The 16664-nt window shown below is 63.4% G+C and carries 14 protein-coding genes and 1 other RNA gene; 3 read left to right on the top strand and 12 right to left on the bottom strand.

Going from position 1 to position 16664, the window contains the following annotated elements; translation table 11 throughout:
• Nucleotides 1–41 precede the first annotated feature (41 nt).
• From PQ467_RS09980 to PQ467_RS09940, 9 genes are all read right to left on the bottom strand, one after another.
• Nucleotides 42–377 carry a YbaB/EbfC family nucleoid-associated protein gene (locus tag PQ467_RS09980; RefSeq protein WP_183627806.1) on the bottom strand — a complete coding sequence of 112 codons (336 nt, stop codon included), beginning with the start codon at nucleotides 375–377 and terminating at the stop codon, nucleotides 42–44.
• Nucleotides 378–2168: a DNA polymerase III subunit gamma/tau gene (locus PQ467_RS09975; protein WP_443192937.1), complete on the bottom strand. Its 1791-nt coding sequence runs from the start codon at nucleotides 2166–2168 to the stop codon at nucleotides 378–380.
• A 273-nt stretch (nucleotides 2169–2441) separates the two neighbouring features.
• An RNA gene (ffs, locus tag PQ467_RS09970) (signal recognition particle sRNA small type) lies at nucleotides 2442–2536 on the bottom strand.
• A gap of 47 nt (nucleotides 2537–2583) precedes the next feature.
• Nucleotides 2584–2862, bottom strand: coding sequence for an ETC complex I subunit (locus tag PQ467_RS09965; RefSeq protein ID WP_274173280.1), 279 nt, complete (start codon nucleotides 2860–2862; stop codon nucleotides 2584–2586).
• Between the two features lie 33 nt (nucleotides 2863–2895).
• Nucleotides 2896–5343 carry an ATP-dependent helicase HrpB gene (hrpB, locus tag PQ467_RS09960; protein WP_274173279.1) on the bottom strand — a complete coding sequence of 816 codons (2448 nt, stop codon included), beginning with the start codon at nucleotides 5341–5343 and terminating at the stop codon, nucleotides 2896–2898.
• A gap of 266 nt (nucleotides 5344–5609) precedes the next feature.
• Nucleotides 5610–6641: a polyprenyl synthetase family protein gene (locus PQ467_RS09955; RefSeq protein ID WP_274173278.1), complete on the bottom strand. Its 1032-nt coding sequence runs from the start codon at nucleotides 6639–6641 to the stop codon at nucleotides 5610–5612.
• A gap of 214 nt (nucleotides 6642–6855) precedes the next feature.
• The gene (locus PQ467_RS09950) at nucleotides 6856–8274 is read right to left on the bottom strand and encodes a sensor histidine kinase (RefSeq protein ID WP_443192936.1); all 1419 of its coding nucleotides are present in this window, start codon (nucleotides 8272–8274) and stop codon (nucleotides 6856–6858) included.
• A gap of 6 nt (nucleotides 8275–8280) precedes the next feature.
• Nucleotides 8281–8949, bottom strand: coding sequence for a response regulator transcription factor (locus PQ467_RS09945; RefSeq protein ID WP_168604622.1), 669 nt, complete (start codon nucleotides 8947–8949; stop codon nucleotides 8281–8283).
• 80 nt (nucleotides 8950–9029) lie between these two features.
• Complete coding sequence (locus PQ467_RS09940) at nucleotides 9030–9359, bottom strand: PepSY domain-containing protein (protein WP_274173277.1); 330 nt, start codon at nucleotides 9357–9359, stop codon at nucleotides 9030–9032.
• A gap of 190 nt (nucleotides 9360–9549) precedes the next feature.
• Between PQ467_RS09940 and PQ467_RS09935 the strand changes: the two genes are divergently transcribed.
• On the top strand, nucleotides 9550–11343 hold the full coding sequence (locus PQ467_RS09935; RefSeq protein WP_274173276.1) for an ABC-F family ATP-binding cassette domain-containing protein: 1794 nt from the start codon (nucleotides 9550–9552) through the stop codon (nucleotides 11341–11343).
• 215 nt (nucleotides 11344–11558) lie between these two features.
• Here the strand turns inward: PQ467_RS09935 and PQ467_RS09930 are convergent, their stop codons facing one another.
• Nucleotides 11559–12032 carry a DUF6456 domain-containing protein gene (locus tag PQ467_RS09930; protein WP_274173275.1) on the bottom strand — a complete coding sequence of 158 codons (474 nt, stop codon included), beginning with the start codon at nucleotides 12030–12032 and terminating at the stop codon, nucleotides 11559–11561.
• Nucleotides 12033–12140: 108 nt separating this feature from the next.
• Here PQ467_RS09930 and PQ467_RS09925 point away from each other — a divergent pair, with 108 nt between their 5' ends.
• Together PQ467_RS09925 and PQ467_RS09920 are read left to right on the top strand one after the other, a co-directional pair.
• Nucleotides 12141–12713, top strand: a complete 573-nt coding sequence (locus PQ467_RS09925; protein WP_274173274.1) for a helix-turn-helix domain-containing protein — start codon at nucleotides 12141–12143, stop codon at nucleotides 12711–12713.
• 13 nt (nucleotides 12714–12726) lie between these two features.
• Entirely contained in the window at nucleotides 12727–13902 is a 1176-nt protein-coding gene (locus PQ467_RS09920; protein ID WP_274176124.1) for a glycosyltransferase, read from the top strand.
• 187 nt (nucleotides 13903–14089) lie between these two features.
• On the opposite strand, the gene secF is transcribed toward PQ467_RS09920, so the two are convergent.
• Nucleotides 14090–15046 carry a protein translocase subunit SecF gene (gene secF / locus PQ467_RS09915; RefSeq protein ID WP_274173273.1) on the bottom strand — a complete coding sequence of 319 codons (957 nt, stop codon included), beginning with the start codon at nucleotides 15044–15046 and terminating at the stop codon, nucleotides 14090–14092.
• A 15-nt stretch (nucleotides 15047–15061) separates the two neighbouring features.
• Nucleotides 15062–16636, bottom strand: a complete 1575-nt coding sequence (gene secD, locus PQ467_RS09910) for a protein translocase subunit SecD (protein ID WP_274173272.1) — start codon at nucleotides 16634–16636, stop codon at nucleotides 15062–15064.
• Between the last annotated feature and the right edge of the window lie 28 nt (nucleotides 16637–16664).

Genomic DNA, 16664 nt, shown 5'->3' with positions numbered 1-16664 from the left:
CGCCGCGCCACAGCCCCTTATGCATCCTCAACATAAAGCGATCAGAACGGCAGCTTGAAGCCCGGCGGCAGACCCATGCCGCTCTGCGCCTTGGCCAGTTCGGCCCCGGCCACTTCATCGGCCTTGGCGCGCGCGTCGTTGAAGGCGGCCGCGATCAGATCCTCCAGAATGCCCTTGTCGGCGGGCACCAGCAGACTGTCATCCACCGACACGCCGATCACCCGGCCCTTGGCGCTGGCGCGGATCTTGACCAGACCGCCGCCCGCGCTGCCTTCGACTTCCATCGCGTCCAGCTTCGACTGGGTTTCATTCATCTGCTTCTGGATCGTTTCGGCGGCCTGCTGGGCGGCCTTGATCATTTCTTCCATCGACTTCATTTAACGGCTCCCATAGGACTGGCGGCGTTGAAAGCCGCCAGACTGTCCTTCATCGGTAATATCCTGCGCCCCCGGAAATGCGGCCAAGGCGGCCTGCATCAGAGGCGATTGCTGACGCTGGTTAACCTGCGCCTCGCGGGCTTTGGCTTCAACCTCCATCAAGGTCGGTTGGCCGCCTTCGCTGCGCTGTTCAACCTCCCACAGATCGCCGGTCACCTCGCGCAGGATTTTGCGCAGATCATCGACGATGTTCATGGCAAAGCCGGGCGCCTGCTCAAACACCAGCCTTGCGGGGGATAGTTCCACCACGCGCACCTGTCCGCGCATCATCGCCCCCATGGGGATCGAATAATGCTCGACATGCTCGACCAATTGCCGCCAGTCCATCGCGGGGGCGGCGGGCGCGGGGGCCGGTTCGCCGGGCGCGGCGGGCGGCAGGGCCACAGCCTGCGCGGCCAGCCCTTCCAGCTTTTTCACCAATTGCCCCGGATCGGGCATATCGGCGGCATGGAGGCACCGCAGCAGCGCCATTTCCGCCGCGACCAAAGGCGCGGGCGCGGTCTTGACCTCGTCATGCCCCTTGATCAGCAATTGCCAGAGACGGTGCAATTGGCCCGGCTGCAAACGCTTGGACCAGTCTTCAATGGCCTTGCGCTCATCCTCGGACACGGCCTTGACCGGCCCGCGGCCCACCTGCGCGACGGTGATGCGGTGGGTGATCTCCATGGCGCTGCGCATCAGGGCGATGGGTTCGACCCCCAGCGCGAATTGCGCCGAGACCAGATCCAGCAAAGCCCCGCCATCCCCATTCAGCAAGGCGGCGAACAGCTTGCGCTGCACGCTCTTGTCGGCCAGCCCCAGCATCTCGCGCACGCTCTCGGCGGTGACGTTGGTGTGGTCGGAATCGCTTGCCAGATCGGCATGGGCAATCGCCTGATCGAGGATCGAGAGCCCGTCGCGCGCCGAACCTTCGGCCGCCTCGGCAATCATGTTCAGCGCCTCGGCCTCAATGGCCACGCCTTCCTTTTCGCAAATGCTCCGGAAATGCTCGGCCAGCAAGGATGCGGGAATACGTTTCAAGTCAAAACGCTGACACCGCGACAGCACGGTGATCGGCAATTTATCGACCTCGGTGGTCGCGAACAGGAATTTCACATGCGCAGGCGGCTCCTCAAGAGTCTTGAGTAACGCATTGAAAGCATTGCGCGACAGCATGTGAACTTCGTCGATGATATAGATCTTGTAGCGCGCCGAAACCGCCGCATAACGCACCGCCTCGATGATCTCGCGCACATCGTCCACGCCGGTATGGCTGGCCGCGTCCATCTCGATCACGTCAATGTGGCGCCCCTCGGCAATCGCCACGCAAGGCTCGCAGACGCTGCAGGGCGAAATCGTCGGCCCGCCCTTGCCATCCGCGCCCACGCAATTGAGCGCCTTGGCAATCAGGCGCGCGGTGGATGTCTTGCCCACGCCGCGAATGCCGGTCATCAAAAACGCATGGGCCAAACGATCGCGCTTGATCGCATTGGCCAACGTCTGGACCATGGCGTCCTGACCGATCAGCTCGGCAAAAGTCTGCGAACGATATTTGCGGGCCAGCACGCGATAAGGTTGCGCCGAAACCACGGGCGCGGGGGCGGGCGCCGGTTCGGGCGCGCCGAACATGCTCTCCTGCCCCGCCTCTTCCAGTTCGGCCGCGCTGGGCTGGTCTTCTGGCGCGTCATCGTCCCACGGCAGATCATCGCCGTCATCGCCGCCGCCGAACATGTCCGAGGAATCAGTCATCATGAATGTCTAACTAGGGCTTGGGGAGAAGAAAGGAAGGATAAATGCGAGGGACTCGCCCCTCGCGCTCCCATTACTGTCTTTGTTGTGCCCTGCATCACCCAAGGCACAACGTCGCACCGCCGGAGGCTGTAATATTTTGCCGCTTCGCGGAACGCCCGCCATCGGACACCACCCCAGTAATGGGATTGCAAAGGGTCGAGACCCTTTGCCCGCCGGAGGCATAAACCACCCACCGCACAAACAAAAAAACCAGCCCGAAAGCTGGTTCTTTGTAACGTAGGAGCCGGCCGACCCGCGGCAATTCCGTTGTGGCTGCTTCCTTCCGGACCTGACCAGGTTGGCGGACGCAACGTCCGACCGACTCCCGGAGCGGCCTATGGCGAGGCTTGCCGCGAAAGGCAAGCCCCTTTGATGCTTAGCGGAAATTATCCGCGTAAGCCTGCAGCTTAAGGCGGCGCGGCGGGGTGGCGTGGATGGTGGCGACGATGCCGTGCTTATCGGCATAGGCCTTGGCCTCATCCAGCGAGGCGAACTTGAGGCTCACCTGATTTTGCGTGTCGGCGCTGCCGGGCCAGCCCATCAGGGGGTCGGGACGACGGGCTTCGTTGGGCGCGAATTCGAGGATCCACTGGTCCAGCAGGGCCTTGCCGGACTGCATGGCGTTCTTCGGGCGCTGAAAGATACGTGCGGTCATAGGCGTTGCCATGCCAGCGAATCGCGCCATAAATCAAGAGCGACGTTGGGCCTGAAACGCGTTTTTCGTCTTCAGGCTGGGGTCTTCGGCCCATGGCTCGTCCGGCCAGCGGTGTTTGGGGTATCGCCCCTTCATATCCTTGACCACATCGCGCCAGCTCCCACGCCAAAATCCGGGCAGATCGAGCGTGGTCTGGATCGGCTTTCCGCCCGGCGAGGTGAGCAAAAGCCGCAAGGGTTGGGGTGGCTGACCAAAGGTGGGATGGCGCTCAAGGCCGAACAGTGCCTGCACGCGCACCTCGACCGATGGCCCGCCCGCGTCGTCATAATCGATGGGATGGGTGCTGCCCGCAGGGCTGCGAAATTCGCTTGGCACCAGCCGGTCGAGCGCCTGCTTGCCCTCCCAGCCCAGCCGGTCGAGCAAAGCCTGATGCAGCGCCCCGGCCTCAACCGAGTCGAGGCGCCTTTTTAAATGCGGCCCGGCCCAATCCTCCAGATCGACCAGCAAGGCCTCCTCGCTCAGCGCCTCTACCCCGGCAAAGCGGGCGCGTTTGAGCAGCGCCTGACTGGCGCGGCCGAGCGGCAGCAGGCCCAGTCCATCCGCGCGGATACGCTCGCACAGGAAAGCCGTGATGGCCGCCGGATCGGGCTTGGGGTCGCTGCCGCGCGTGAACACAAACGCCCCAAGCCGCCGTTCCAGCAGCGCCTCTACTCGCCGTTCATCGGCCACCCAGCGCAAAGTTGACCGCCGCTCGATCCGGTGTGCCAGATGCTCCAAAACCTCCGCCTCGCTCAACGCAATCGCCCCGGTGATCCGCGCGCCCTTCGCGCTGCCCTGCGCCTCGCCCACGGCCAGATATTCGGCGCGGGCCAGCGAGGACAGGCCATCGAGTACCAGCCCCCTGCCCCCCGCCGCCAGCCATTCCTCGCCGCTGGCATCGCGCCGTTTGGCCAGATTGTCCGGAAAACCCTCGGCCAGCAGCACGCCCGCGGGCGGGGTCTCGCCGGGGATGCGCTTGACCAGCTTTTTGGCCCGCCGCGCCCATTGCTTTGCCATCTGCCGCGCCGCCTCGGCCTTGGCCGACCGATCCGTGCGCCAGCGGTCGAGCCGCGCCAGCAGGTCCTCGCCCCGCCCGCCCAGAGCGCGTTCCTGCAGTAGGAAGGCCAGCATCGCCGCTGTTTCCCCCGCCCCGCGCGCCGCGCCGTAGAGCAGCATATGCGCCTGTTCCGGCCCCATTGGCAGGCTGGCCATGGCGCGGCCGTGATCGGTAATGCGATCGCCATCCAGCGCACCAAGGCTGGCCAATTTGCCGCGCGCCGCCGCCATCGCTGCGGCCGGAGGCGGATCAATCCACGCCATCGCGCCCGGATCCAGCGCACCCCATTGCGCCAGCGCCAGCGTGAACGGCGCCAGATCGCTGGTCAGCATTTCGGGCGGATCAAAGGCGGGTCGACCGGCATGGGCGGCCTCTTCCCATAAACGATAGGCGACGCCGGGGCCCTGGCGCGCGGCGCGGCCGGCGCGCTGAGCGGCTGCAGCCTGCGAGGATCGCGTGGTAATCAGGCGCGTGACGCCCGCCGCCTTATCATATTCCGGGCGACGCGACAGGCCGCAATCGACCACCACCGACACGCCATCCAGCGTCAACGACGTTTCGGCAATGCTGGTGGCCAGCACGATGCGGCGGCGGCCTTCTGAATCGCGGCGGATCGCGGCGCGCTGGGCCTGCGGCTCGCATTGGCCGTGCAGGGGCAGGATCGGTACGCCTTTCAGCCGCTCCTCCAGCTTTTCCGCCACGCGGGAGATTTCGCCAACGCCGGGCAGGAAGGCCAGAATATCGCCTTCCTCCTCGCGCCAGGCGGTCAGGATGGCACTGACCATCTGATCCTCGATGCGCATTTCGGCCCTTGCGCCCAGCCAGCGGATTGTGAGCGGCCAGGCGCGCCCCTCGCTCTCGATCACCGGCGTATCGGGCCCGAGCAAGGCGGCGAAACGCTCGCCGTCAATCGTCGCCGACATCGGAATGATACGCAAATCCTCGCGTAGCACTTGTTGACACTCGACTGCAAGAGCGAGACCTAAGTCACTGTCAAGATTGCGCTCATGCGCCTCGTCAAACAGCACGGCCGAAATACCTGTGAGTTCCGGGTCGGCCAGAATCGTGGCGACGAAAATCGCCTCGGTCACCACCAGAACGCGGGTCTTGGCCGACTGCTTGCTGTCCAAGCGGGTCAGATAGCCCACCGTCTGCCCTGCGCTCTCGCCCATCATCTCGGCCATACGCTCGGCTGCCGCGCGGGCCGCCACGCGCCGGGGCGAGAGCAGGATGACCTTGCCTTCGCACCAAGGCTCACGGGTCAAAGCGGGCGCCACGCTCGTCGTCTTGCCCGCACCGGGCGGGGCGATCAGCACGGCATTGGGGCGATCACGCAGAGCCTTCAGCAGTTCAGGCAGGACGGTATGGATGGGGAGGTCTGACACAGGTTTGCGTCATATGGATTTTAGGGGAAAAAGGAAGTGGGGCTTCGAAGGGGGGATTTAGATGCCTCCGGCGGGCAAAGGGTCTCGACCCTTTGCAATCCCGTTATGGGGTTGCGCCAAGGTCGCATTGTGGTGCTGTTCCGCAAAGCGGCTTAATAGCCTGCGGCGCGGCAAAGTTGCACAACGCCGATCCATAGCGCCACAAAGTAATGGGATTGCAAAGGGTCGAGACCCTTTGCCCGCCGGAGGCAAAAACCTCCCCTAAATCAATACCGCCGCGCCACCGAAAACAGCGCCGCTTCCTCCAATGCCGAGCGCATCTCGCCCGCCGGGAAGATGGCCAAAGCATCAATCGCCTTCTGCGCATAATCGGCAGCGCGTTGGCGGGTGGCCTCGACCGTGCCATGGCGGGCGATGATGGCGATCGCTTCGGCCAGGTCCTCGTCCTCGGCGCGGAAACCGGCGATGGCATCGCGCCAGAACTGCTGCTCTTCCTCATTGCCGGCGGCATAGGCGAGGATCACGGGCAGCGTCATCTTTCCGTCGCGGAAATCGTCACCCTTGCCCTTGCCCATTTCGGCGGCTTCGGAGTCGTAATCGATGGCATCGTCCACCAACTGGAACGCCACGCCAAGGTAGCGGCCATAATCGTCAAGCGCCTGCTCTTCGGCCTCGCTGCGCCCGGCCACAACCGCCGAAATCCGGCAGGCGGCGGCAAACAGCGCGGCGGTCTTGGCGGCGATGATAGAGAGGTAGTGCTCTTCGCTCGTCTCGATCTTGCGCTGGGCGGTCAACTGATCGACCTCGCCCTCGGCAATGATCGAGGACGCGCGGCTGAGAATATCCAGCACACGCAGCGATCCGGCCTCAACCATCAGTTCAAACGAGCGGCTGAACAGATAGTCGCCGACCAGCACCGTGGCCGGATTGCCGAAAATGATATTGGCGGCCGCCTTGCCCCGGCGCAGGTCCGAGCCATCGACCACATCATCATGCAGCAGCGTGGCGGTGTGGATAAATTCCACCGCCGCAGCCAGCGCATATTGCGCCCCGCCGGTATAACCCACCAGTTCCGCCGCCGCGACCGTCAGCATCGGGCGCAGGCGTTTGCCCCCGCTTGAAATCAGATGCCCGGCAAGCTGCGGGATGAGCGGGATGTCGCTCTGCATCCGGCTCAAAATCACGGCGTTCACCTCGTCCATCCCCTTGGCCGTCAGCGCCAGCAAAGGGTCGATCGAGGGCAGAGGCGCCTTCGCGGGCGCCCCAAGTTCAGTCAAGGAAACGGGTTGGGCAGTCATCGGGCCCGCATTGCGCCGCATCCCGCGCAAAGGCAAGGCTGGAATCGACCATTGTCTCATGCTAGCGGCGCTTTATGGTTGAAACGTCACATCAGGGCAGCCTTGTTGCCACCACCGATCCGCGGCGCGGCAAGGTTGCGCAAGGCTGATCTTATAGCACTCACAAGTATCGGGATTGCAAAGGGCCCCCGCCCTTTGCCCGCCGGAGGCACTTTTACCCTTTAACGTCCAAAACCCGCGCCCTTGGCAGACGGAGTTTCACCAGCAACCCGCCCAGATCCTCGCTCTCATCCAATTCGACGTTCCCGCCATAAATTTCCGCCACATCGCGCACAATCGCCAGCCCCAGCCCGGTACCCGGCTTGCCCGTATCCAGCCGCGCGCCGCGGTCGAAAATTCGGGTACGCTCGGCCTCCGGGATGCCCATGCCGTCATCCTCGACCCAGATTTCGACAAACTCATTCTTGTCGCCTGCATCGACGGTGACGAACACGCTGCCCCCGCCATATTTTGCCGCATTTTCGATCAGATTGCCCAGCAGATCATCCAGATCCTGCCGCTCGATGGCCACTTGGGCGTCATGCGATCCGTCGAGATCAAAGCGCGCATCGCCATAGAGTCGCTCGACCGCGCGCATCACCGATTTGGCCGCATCCCACACGGGCGTGCGCGCCTGCCCTGCCCCGCGCCGCCCGACGGCCCGTGCGCGGGCCAGATGGTGCTCGACCTGCCTGCGCATAACCGCCGTTTCGCGCGCCACCGATTCGGCCAGATCCGGCTCCTTGGCCTGCGCCGCGTTGAGCAGCACCGTCAGCGGCGTCTTGAGCGCATGGGCCAGATTGCCCGCATGGGTGCGCGCTTCCTCGGCCTGACGCTCGTTGTGCGACAGCAGATCGTTCAATTCCTGCACCAAGGGCTGCACCTCAACCGGCAGAGGGTCGTTCACCCGGTTGGCCCCGGTGCTGCGCATATGCGCGATGGCCAAACGGACGCGGCGCAGCGGCGAGAGGCCATACCAGCTCTGGATCGCCGCCATCAGCACAAGGCCGAGGCCCAGCACGAGGAAGCTGTCGATCAGGATCGTGCGGATGCGCCGGATCTGGGCGTCCAGTTCATGGCGGCTTTCGGCCACCACGAACCACCATGTCGTATTGCTGCCCGGCAGGATGATCGAGCGCTCCATGATGCGCAGGGGCTCGCCGGAAAACTGGTTCGAATCGAAGATGTGGGCCTGCGTGTCCTGATGGTCCGCCGTAATCTTCAGCGTGCGATCCCAGAGCGAGCGGCTGGGGAAATCCTCATGCCCCTTGCCGCTGATCTGCCAATAGAGGCCGCTGTTGGGCTCCAGAAAGCGCTGATCGCCAAGGGGGCGGTTGAAGAACACTTCGCCATCGGGGCCGATTTCGGCGCTGCCGATCATGCCGGTCAGCATATAGCCAAGCTGTTCATCGAAATTGCGCGTGACCATCGCGGTCATCGCCCGGTCCAGCGCCAGCCCGCCGCCCAGCAGCAGCACCAAAATCCAGCCCACCGCGATCAGCATCATGCGACGCGCAAGGCTGCCGGTATATTTTACCTGCTCAACCTTGCCCGTATCGCTCTTGGTTGCTTCCGGCGCTTGGGCGCTGGCCATGGGTGTTTATCCGCGCGCCGGCTCATCAAGGCTGTAGCCCAGCCCGCGGATCGTGGTGATCACATCGGCGCCCAGCTTCTTGCGAATGCGCGTGACAAACACCTCGATAGTGTTTGAATCGCGGTCAAAATCCTGATCGTAAATATGCTCGATCAATTCGGTCCGGCTCACCACCTTGCCCTTGTGATGGAGCAGATAGGAGAGCAACTTGTATTCCTGCGCCGTCAGCTTCACCGGCTCACCGGCCAGCGTGACGCGGCCCGAGCGCGTATCGAGGCGCACATCGCCCGCGATCAGTTCGGACGAGGAATTGCCCGAAGCACGGCGGATCAGCGCGCGCAGGCGGGCGATCAGTTCCTCGGTCTGAAACGGCTTGGCCAGATAATCGTCGGCGCCGCCGTCCAGACCCGCCACCTTATCCGACCACGAATCGCGCGCCGTCAGCACCAGCACGGGGAACTTGCGCCCCTCCTTGCGCCACATGGACAGCACCGTCAGCCCATCGATTTCGGGCAGGCCAAGGTCAAGGATCACCGCATCGTAATCTTCGGTGCTGCCCAGAAAATGGCCGTCCTCGCCATCGGTGGACAGATCGACCGCATAGCCGGTCTGCTCCAGCGTTGTTTTGAGCTGGCGGCCCAGCGTGGGTTCATCCTCGACGATCAGGATCCGCATCTGGCACTTCCTTATTATTGGTCGGATTAACAGGGGAGATGGGCGTGGGGCGCGCCTGCGTCAAGCAGTCGGGGCAAGGATCAGCGCCGCTGGCGCAGAATTTCCCCGGAACGCGCATCGACATCGACAAAAACCACGCGACCGTCCTTCACGAATTTCAGACGATAGGCCATGGCCAGCGGGTCATATTCAGGCCCCAGATATTGGGCGCCCGCCATCATAGGCAGCACATGCGTTTCAATTTCGCGCAGGGATCGCACATTGCCCGCGCGCATTTCGCGCCGGGCCTCGCCCTGCGCCTCGCCCGGCCCGGCATGGGCCGCGGGCACGGGCGGCAAGGCAAGCGCCGAAACCACCGCCCAAAGCGCCAGAGGGGCCATCATCAGCGTAGAGGTGAGCCGAGTGAACATGGCTGCTGGGTTATCCGTTTGCGATTGAACATGATGTGAATAAACAACATAGCGATTGTTCAGCCGGAGGCGGATGGCAAGAGGCCGAAATACGAAAAGCTTATTTTCTGCGCTCTGCGCGCCCGATTGCCATCGGCGGCGGTGATTGAGGCCGCTTGCCATGGGCGCCGTTGGCCCCTAACGCGCGGCCATGGCAGTTGCACCTATTCTCAGCTGGGAAGGACTGAGCCTGATCCAGGGATCGGGCTGGCTTTTTCGCGACCTCGACATTTTCATTGCGCCGCGTGATCGGCTTGCGCTGATCGGGCGCAATGGCGCGGGCAAAACCACGCTGCTGCGCCTGATTGCGGGCACGCTGGACGCGGACAAGGGCAAGCGTTCGATCCAGCCCGGGACCAAGGTGGTCGTGCTGGAACAGGACCCGGATTTCGGCGGCTGCCCGCGGCTGCTGGATTATTGCATGAAGGGGCCGGACGCCCCGCCCCAGCACGAGGTCGAAGCCATTGCCAGCCAGTTGGGCATCGACCTGAACCGCGAGGCCGCCAGCGCCTCGGGCGGCGAGCGGCGGCGGGCGGCGGTGTGCCGCGCATTGGCCAGCGAGCCGGATCTGCTGCTGCTGGACGAGCCGACCAACCATATGGATCTGGCCGCGATCGACTGGCTGGAAAGCTGGCTGCAGCGTTATACCGGCGCCTTTGTTGTCATCAGCCACGACCGTACTTTTCTGACGCGCCTGACGCGCGCGACACTGTGGCTGGATCGCGGCTCGCTGCGGCGGCGCGAGGTGGGCTTTGGCGGCTATGAGGCGTGGGAAGAGGAAGTGTACGCCAACGAGGCGCGCGCGGCCGAAAAGCTGGACGCCAAGCTGAAACTGGAAACGCACTGGCTGTCACGCGGGGTCACGGCGCGGCGCAAGCGCAATCAGGGGCGTCTGGAAAAACTTTATCAGATGCGTGCCCAGCGGGCTTCGATGCTGTCGCCCCAAGGCGCGGCGAAGATGAAGCTGGCCAGCGATGATGTTAAAACCAAATCGGTGATCGTGGCCGAGGGGGTTTCCAAGAAATTTGGCGACCGCACCATTATCCGCGATTTTAACCTTCGTATTCAGCGTGGCGACCGCATCGGTCTGGTCGGCGGCAATGGCGCGGGCAAGACCACTTTGCTCAAAATGCTGACCGGCGAACTGGAGCCGGACACCGGGACCGTCAAGCTGGCGCAGACTCTGTCAGGCGTGATGATTGACCAGCAGCGCAGCCTGTTAAGCCCGGAAAAGCGCATCCGCGATGTGTTGGCCGAAGGCGGTGACTGGGTGGATGTGCGCGGTGAGAAGAAGCATGTTCAGGGCTATCTCAAGGACTTCCTGTTCGATCCGGGCCTGATCGAGGCGCGGGTGGGCACGCTGTCAGGCGGCGAGCGGTCGCGGCTCTTGCTGGCGCGCGAATTTGCGCGCACTTCCAATCTGTTGGTGCTCGACGAACCGACCAACGATCTCGATCTCGAAACGCTTGACCTGCTTCAGGAAGTGATCGCGGATTATGATGGTACCGTGCTGATCGTATCGCACGATCGCGACTTTCTGGATCGCACCTGCACGGTCACGCTTGGTCTGGACGGATCTGGGCGCGTCGATGTCGTTGCGGGCGGCTATGCCGATTGGGAAAAGCAGCGCCAGCAGCGCAATGCTCCGGCCACCAAGAAAGCCGTCGTGGCCGACAAGGCCGAGGTCGCACCTGTGGTCATGCCCGCGCGCAATAAGGTCAAGTTGAGCTATAAAGACCAGCGCGATTACGACCTCCTCCCCGCCCGGATCGAGGCGCTGGATGGCGAGATTGCCAAGCTGGAGGCGGCACTGGTGGATGGGGATCTCTATACGCAAAACCCGGGCCGCTTTGCGCAATTGACGGCGGCGCTGGATAAGGCCCGCGCCGAAAAGGATGCTTCCGAGGAGCGGTGGCTGGAATTGGCGGAGATGGTGGAGGGTTAAGTTTAGGGATGATGCCTCCGGCGGGCAAAGGGCGGGGGCCCTTTGCAATCCCGTTCCTGTGTTTGTCGTGCTATCAGATCAACCTTGCGCTAAGTAGCCGCGCCGCAGGCTATTAAGCCGCTTCGCGGAACGTCCCGCGCTTGCAAACTAGGCGCCAAATTAATGGGATTGCAAAGGGATTGAGTCCCTTTGCCCGCCGGAGGCATAGAACCCCCTCACCCGATACGATAAAACCCCGCCACCCGATCAAGCGCCAGCTTCAACACCAGCTTGCCCGACCGCGCCGGCCACTCCAGCGATTTTTCGGCCACAGGCAGACTGTCCCCTGCACAAACCACGCGCCAGAGAATGTCGGACAGCCCTTTTCCCGCCAGTTCCAGTGCGCCATCAAAGCGGGCCTTGGCGGCAATCTGGCGCTCGGTGGGGTTCAGGTCGCGGTCGTGGCGGCTGCCCCGGATGACCACAGGCTCCCAGCGCATGGAAATATTGGGCGCCAACTGCGCCATTTCCCAATCGGCGCGCAAGCGCTCGCCCGCGTCATATTCGCGGTCGGTCAAATGACCGCGCGCGTGGAGCCAGGTGAGCGGCGATTCGCACAAATTAACCGTCACACTGCGCCTCGACCGGCGGATTTTTCCGCGTCGCGGCCCCTCGGAGGTTAATTCCCGTTCGACAAGCTGGCGATTCATAGTAGTATCCCCTTAGGTTTCTTTTGGCATTCCGTGCAAAGAGTTTGCCAAGTCGGGCAAATTGTAGGAAAGTGAAAAAACCGGATTGGTTCGAGGGGTCGGCTGGTCATGATTAACCGCATACGTGATATTCGCAGACAAAAAGGCATGACGCTGGCCGATGTGGCCGCGCGTTGCTCGCCGCCCACCACGGCGCAGACGATTGGCAGGCTGGAGACCGGCACGCGCAATCTCTCGCTCATCTGGATGAACCGGATTGCGCTTGCGCTGGAGGTTGACCCGGAGCTTTTGGTGCGCGGCGATACTGCCGAACAAGCCAAAATGGTCGCTCGCCTGACGGATGTGGGGGCTGAGGCGTTAACCACGCCGCGTGATGCCATCCTGCCCTCCGAGCTGGTGGGCGAAGGCACGCAAATGGCCATGGCGGTGGAAACCGGCGCGGGCGATTACCGCAGCGGCGACCAGATCTGGCTGCGCCAGATGCAGCCGGAGAGTTTCTCCAAACTGGTTAACCGGGATGTGCTTGCGCCACGTCCGGGCGGGCGATTCGTTTTCGGCCGCCTGATCGACCGCGATGAGCATCGCATCGCGCTGCTGCCTCCCGGCATTGGCCACCGTCAATTGGTGATCGACAGCCCGCCATGGCTGGCCGTTGCCGAAATGTTAGTGAGGAAGCTGTAATCACCGGCGCATGATGCGCGTCCTTTCCATTTCCACGCTGTTCCCCTCGCCCGTGCGCGGGGGGTTCGGCAAATTTGTCGCCAATCAGATGGCGGCTCTTCACCGGCTCGGCGGGGTTGATCTGACGATGATCAACCCTGTCGGCCTGCCGCCCTTTCCCCTCTCGCTGCGTCGGCCCTATCGGGATTGGGCGCAATGCCCCGCGCAATCGCAATTGGGCGGGCTGACGGTGCTGCATCCCCGCTTCACGCTGATCCCGATGATTGGCGGCGATGGCAATCCGGTGCGCATTGCCCGCGCGGTGCTGCCACTGGTGCGGCGCCTTCATGCGGAAAAGCCGTTCGATGTGGTCGATGCGCAATTCTTCTTTCCCGATGGCCCGGCCGCTGCGATCATCGCGCGGGAATTGGGCGTGCCGCTGACAATCAAGGCGCGCGGGTCAGACATCCATTACTGGGGCGGGCGACCGGCGGCGCTGCAGCAAATGCTGGCGGCGGCGGATCAGGCGGCGGCGCTGTTGACGGTGTCGGCCGCGCTGGGCCGCGACATGGTGACGCTGGGCATGGATCAGGTCAAGCTGCGTGTGCATTACACAGGGCTGGATCGCGAGCGTTTCAAACCCGTGCCGCGCCGGGAGGCCCGCACCGCTTTGCCCGAACGGCTTGGGCTGCAAATCCCCAATGGCGCGCCGTTGCTGGTGTGCCCCGGCGCTCTCATCGCGATCAAGGGGCAGGCGCTGGCGATTGCCGTGCTGGCCGATCTGCCCGATGCCCATCTGGCGCTGGCCGGGACAGGGGCGGATGAGGCAGCGCTGCGCCAGCAGGCCGCGCCCTTTGGCCCCCGCGTCCATTTCCTCGGCCAGGTCAACCATGACGCCCTGCCCCTCCTCATGAGCGCAGCCGATGCGGTCATCCTGCCTTCCGAGCGCGAGGGGTTGGCCAATGTCTGGATCGAGGCGCTGGCCTGTGGCGCGCCTTTGGTCATCCCCGACATCGGCGGCGCGCGCGAGGTCGTTACCGCGCCCATGGCTGGCCGGATTACCGAGCGCAGCCCCAAGGCCATTGCGGCGGCGGTTGCCGAATTGCTGGCCGCACCATTGGATCAGGCCGATGTGGCCGCGCAGGTGGCCGGGTTTAGCTGGGAGGGTAATGCGGAGAAGTTGAGAGAAATTTGGCAGGAAGCAAGATAGCCTCCGGCGGGCAAAGGGCGGGGGCCCTTTGCAATCCCATGACGGGGTGGAGCAAAAGCCCTAAGCTCACCGCGCCGCAGGCCATAAAATAAAAGCGGCTTCGCCGCATAAAGCAACGAAGCCGCCCAAAACCGATTAACGGGATTGCCAAGGGACAAGTCCCTTGGCCCGACGGAGGCAAACCCTTTTAAGGCGTCTCGTCCTTGCCCCCCTCGGCCGGCACAAAGCTGGTCGGGTTGACCTTGAGCCAGATCAGCATCGGCGCCGCGGCATAGATCGAGGAATAGGTGCAGACAAAGATCCCGAGGATCAGCGCCGCCGAGAAGCCGAAGATCACCTTGGGGCCAAGCAGCAGCAGCGCGATCAGCGTGATCAGCATCGTGCCAGAGGTCACCACGGTGCGCGCCAGCGTTTCGTTGACCGACAGATCGAGCAATTCCTCCAGCGGCATCTTGCGATATTTCTTCAGGTTCTCGCGGATGCGGTCATAGACCACGATCGTATCGTTGAGCGAATAACCGATCACCGTCAGGATCGCCGCCACGATGGTCAGGTCAAACTCCATCTGCGTGACCGCAAACAGACCCAGCACCAGCGAGACGTCATGCACAAGGCTGACCAGAGCGCCGACGCCGAATTGCCATTCAAAGCGATACCAGATGAAGATCGAGATCGCGAGGCTGGCAAAGCCCAGCGCCTTGAACGCGGTCCAGCCCAGTTCTTTCGAGACCTTGCCCGACACCGAATCGACGCCATCGACGCGCGCGTCGGCATGGTTCTGCTTGATGTTGGCCGTGATCTTTTTGGCCATGGCATCGGCCAGAGCCGCATCCTTGTCCGATCCTTCGGGCAGACGCAGGCGGATCGAGATCTCGTTGGGCTTGCCAAAGGTCTGGATGATCGGTTCGCCATAGCCCAGCGTTTCGACCTCGCCGCGCAATTGCGCCACGGGCGCCGTCGCGCTTTGGGTGAAGGTCACGCGGATCATCTGGCCGCCCACAAAGTCCACGCCCATGTTCAGCCCGTGGGTGAACATCAGCGCCCAGCTGCCCACCATCAGCAGGACCGAGATGATCGTGGTGGGCCACTGCCACTTCAGGAAGTGGAGATTGGTGTTGTCAGGGACGAGTTTAAGCAAACGCATGGAAATTCACCCCTATCAGATCAGCAGGTCGGACGGGCGCTTGCGGCGCAGCCAGCCCGCCACCCACATGCGGGTGAGGAAAACGGCGGTGAACACCGAGGTCGCGATACCGATCATCAGCACCACGGCAAAGCCCTTGATCGGGCCGGAGCCGAATTCGAACATCAGCACCGCCGCAATGATATGGGTGATGTTGGCGTCGAAAATGGTGCGGCTCGCTTCCTTGTAGCCCAGCTCGACCGACTGCACGACCTTACGCCCGCGCCGCCGCTCTTCGCGAATGCGCTCGTTGATCAGCACGTTGGCGTCAACCGCAGCACCAATGGTCAGCACGAAACCGGCAATACCGGGCAGCGTCAGCGTGGTGTTGAACACCGCCATGATGCCTAGGATCATCAGCACGTTGATGATCACCGCCAGATTCGCATAGATGCCGAAGCGGCCGTAGGTGACGGCCATGAAGATCACCACCAGCGCGGTGCCGACCACCATGGCGATCATGCCCTTGTGGATCGAATCGGCGCCAAGGTCGGGGCCGACCGTGCGTTCCTCAACCACCTTCAGGTCCACCGGCAGCGCGCCCGAACGCAGCGCAATCGCCAGCTGGTTCGCGCTTTCCACGGTAAAGCTGCCCGAAATCTGGGCCGATCCGCCCATGATCGGTTCGTTGATGTTGGGGGCCGACAGCACCTTGCCGTCCAGAATGATGGCGAAAGGCTTGCCGACATTCTGGCTGGTCAGGCGGGCGAATTGTTCGCCGCCCTGATTGTCAAAGGTGATCGAAACGACAGCCTCGTTGTGCTGACTAAAGCTCTGCGTGGCATTGGTCAGGCGGTCGCCCTTGATGCCGCCCAGACGCTTGACCGCAATCGCGCCCTGCCCATTGGCAAAGGGCACGATTTCATCGCCCGGGGCCGCAACGCCGCCCGCCATGCCGTTCTGATCGACCAGCTTGAATTCCAGCTTCGCGGTCTGGCCCAGCAGGGCCTTGAGCGCGGCCGGATCGGACAGGCCGGGCACCTGCACCACGATGCGGTCGGCGCCCTGACGGATGATGGTCGGCTCGCGCGTGCCCATGGCGTCGATACGCTTGCGCACGACTTCGGTGGCGGTTTCCATTGCCTTGTCGATGGCGTCGGCAATGCCTTCCTTGGTCGGCGTCAGGACAAAGCGGGTGGTGTCGACGACCTGAATGTCCCAATCGCGCTTGCCCGAAAGCCCCGCGCCATTGGTCAGCGGCACCAGCACTTCGCGCGCAGCGTCCACTTCGGCGGCGCTGGCCACCATGAAGGAGAGCACGCCGCCCTTGGTGGAAATGTCGCCGTAATGCACGTTGCCGGCCTTCTTCAGGGCGGCGCGCACTTCTTCTTCCTTGCCTTCAAGGCGCTGCGAAACCACCTGATCGGCATTGGCTTCGAGCAACAGGTGGCTGCCGCCGGCAAGGTCGAGGCCAAGGTTGATCTTGGGATTGGGCAGCGAGGAGGGCCAGTTGCCCCCGGCCCATGACACTATCGAAGGCACGGCGGCGGCCACGCAAAGCAGCGTGAGCGCCCAGTACCAAAGCTGTTTCCAGCGGGGAAAATCGAGCATGGGTTCATCCGGCTCTAGAAATGAAAAG

The organism is Novosphingobium sp. KACC 22771, from assembly GCF_028736195.1.
Taxonomy (GTDB): domain Bacteria; phylum Pseudomonadota; class Alphaproteobacteria; order Sphingomonadales; family Sphingomonadaceae; genus Novosphingobium.
This window is presented reverse-complemented; position numbering and strand designations above follow the sequence as displayed.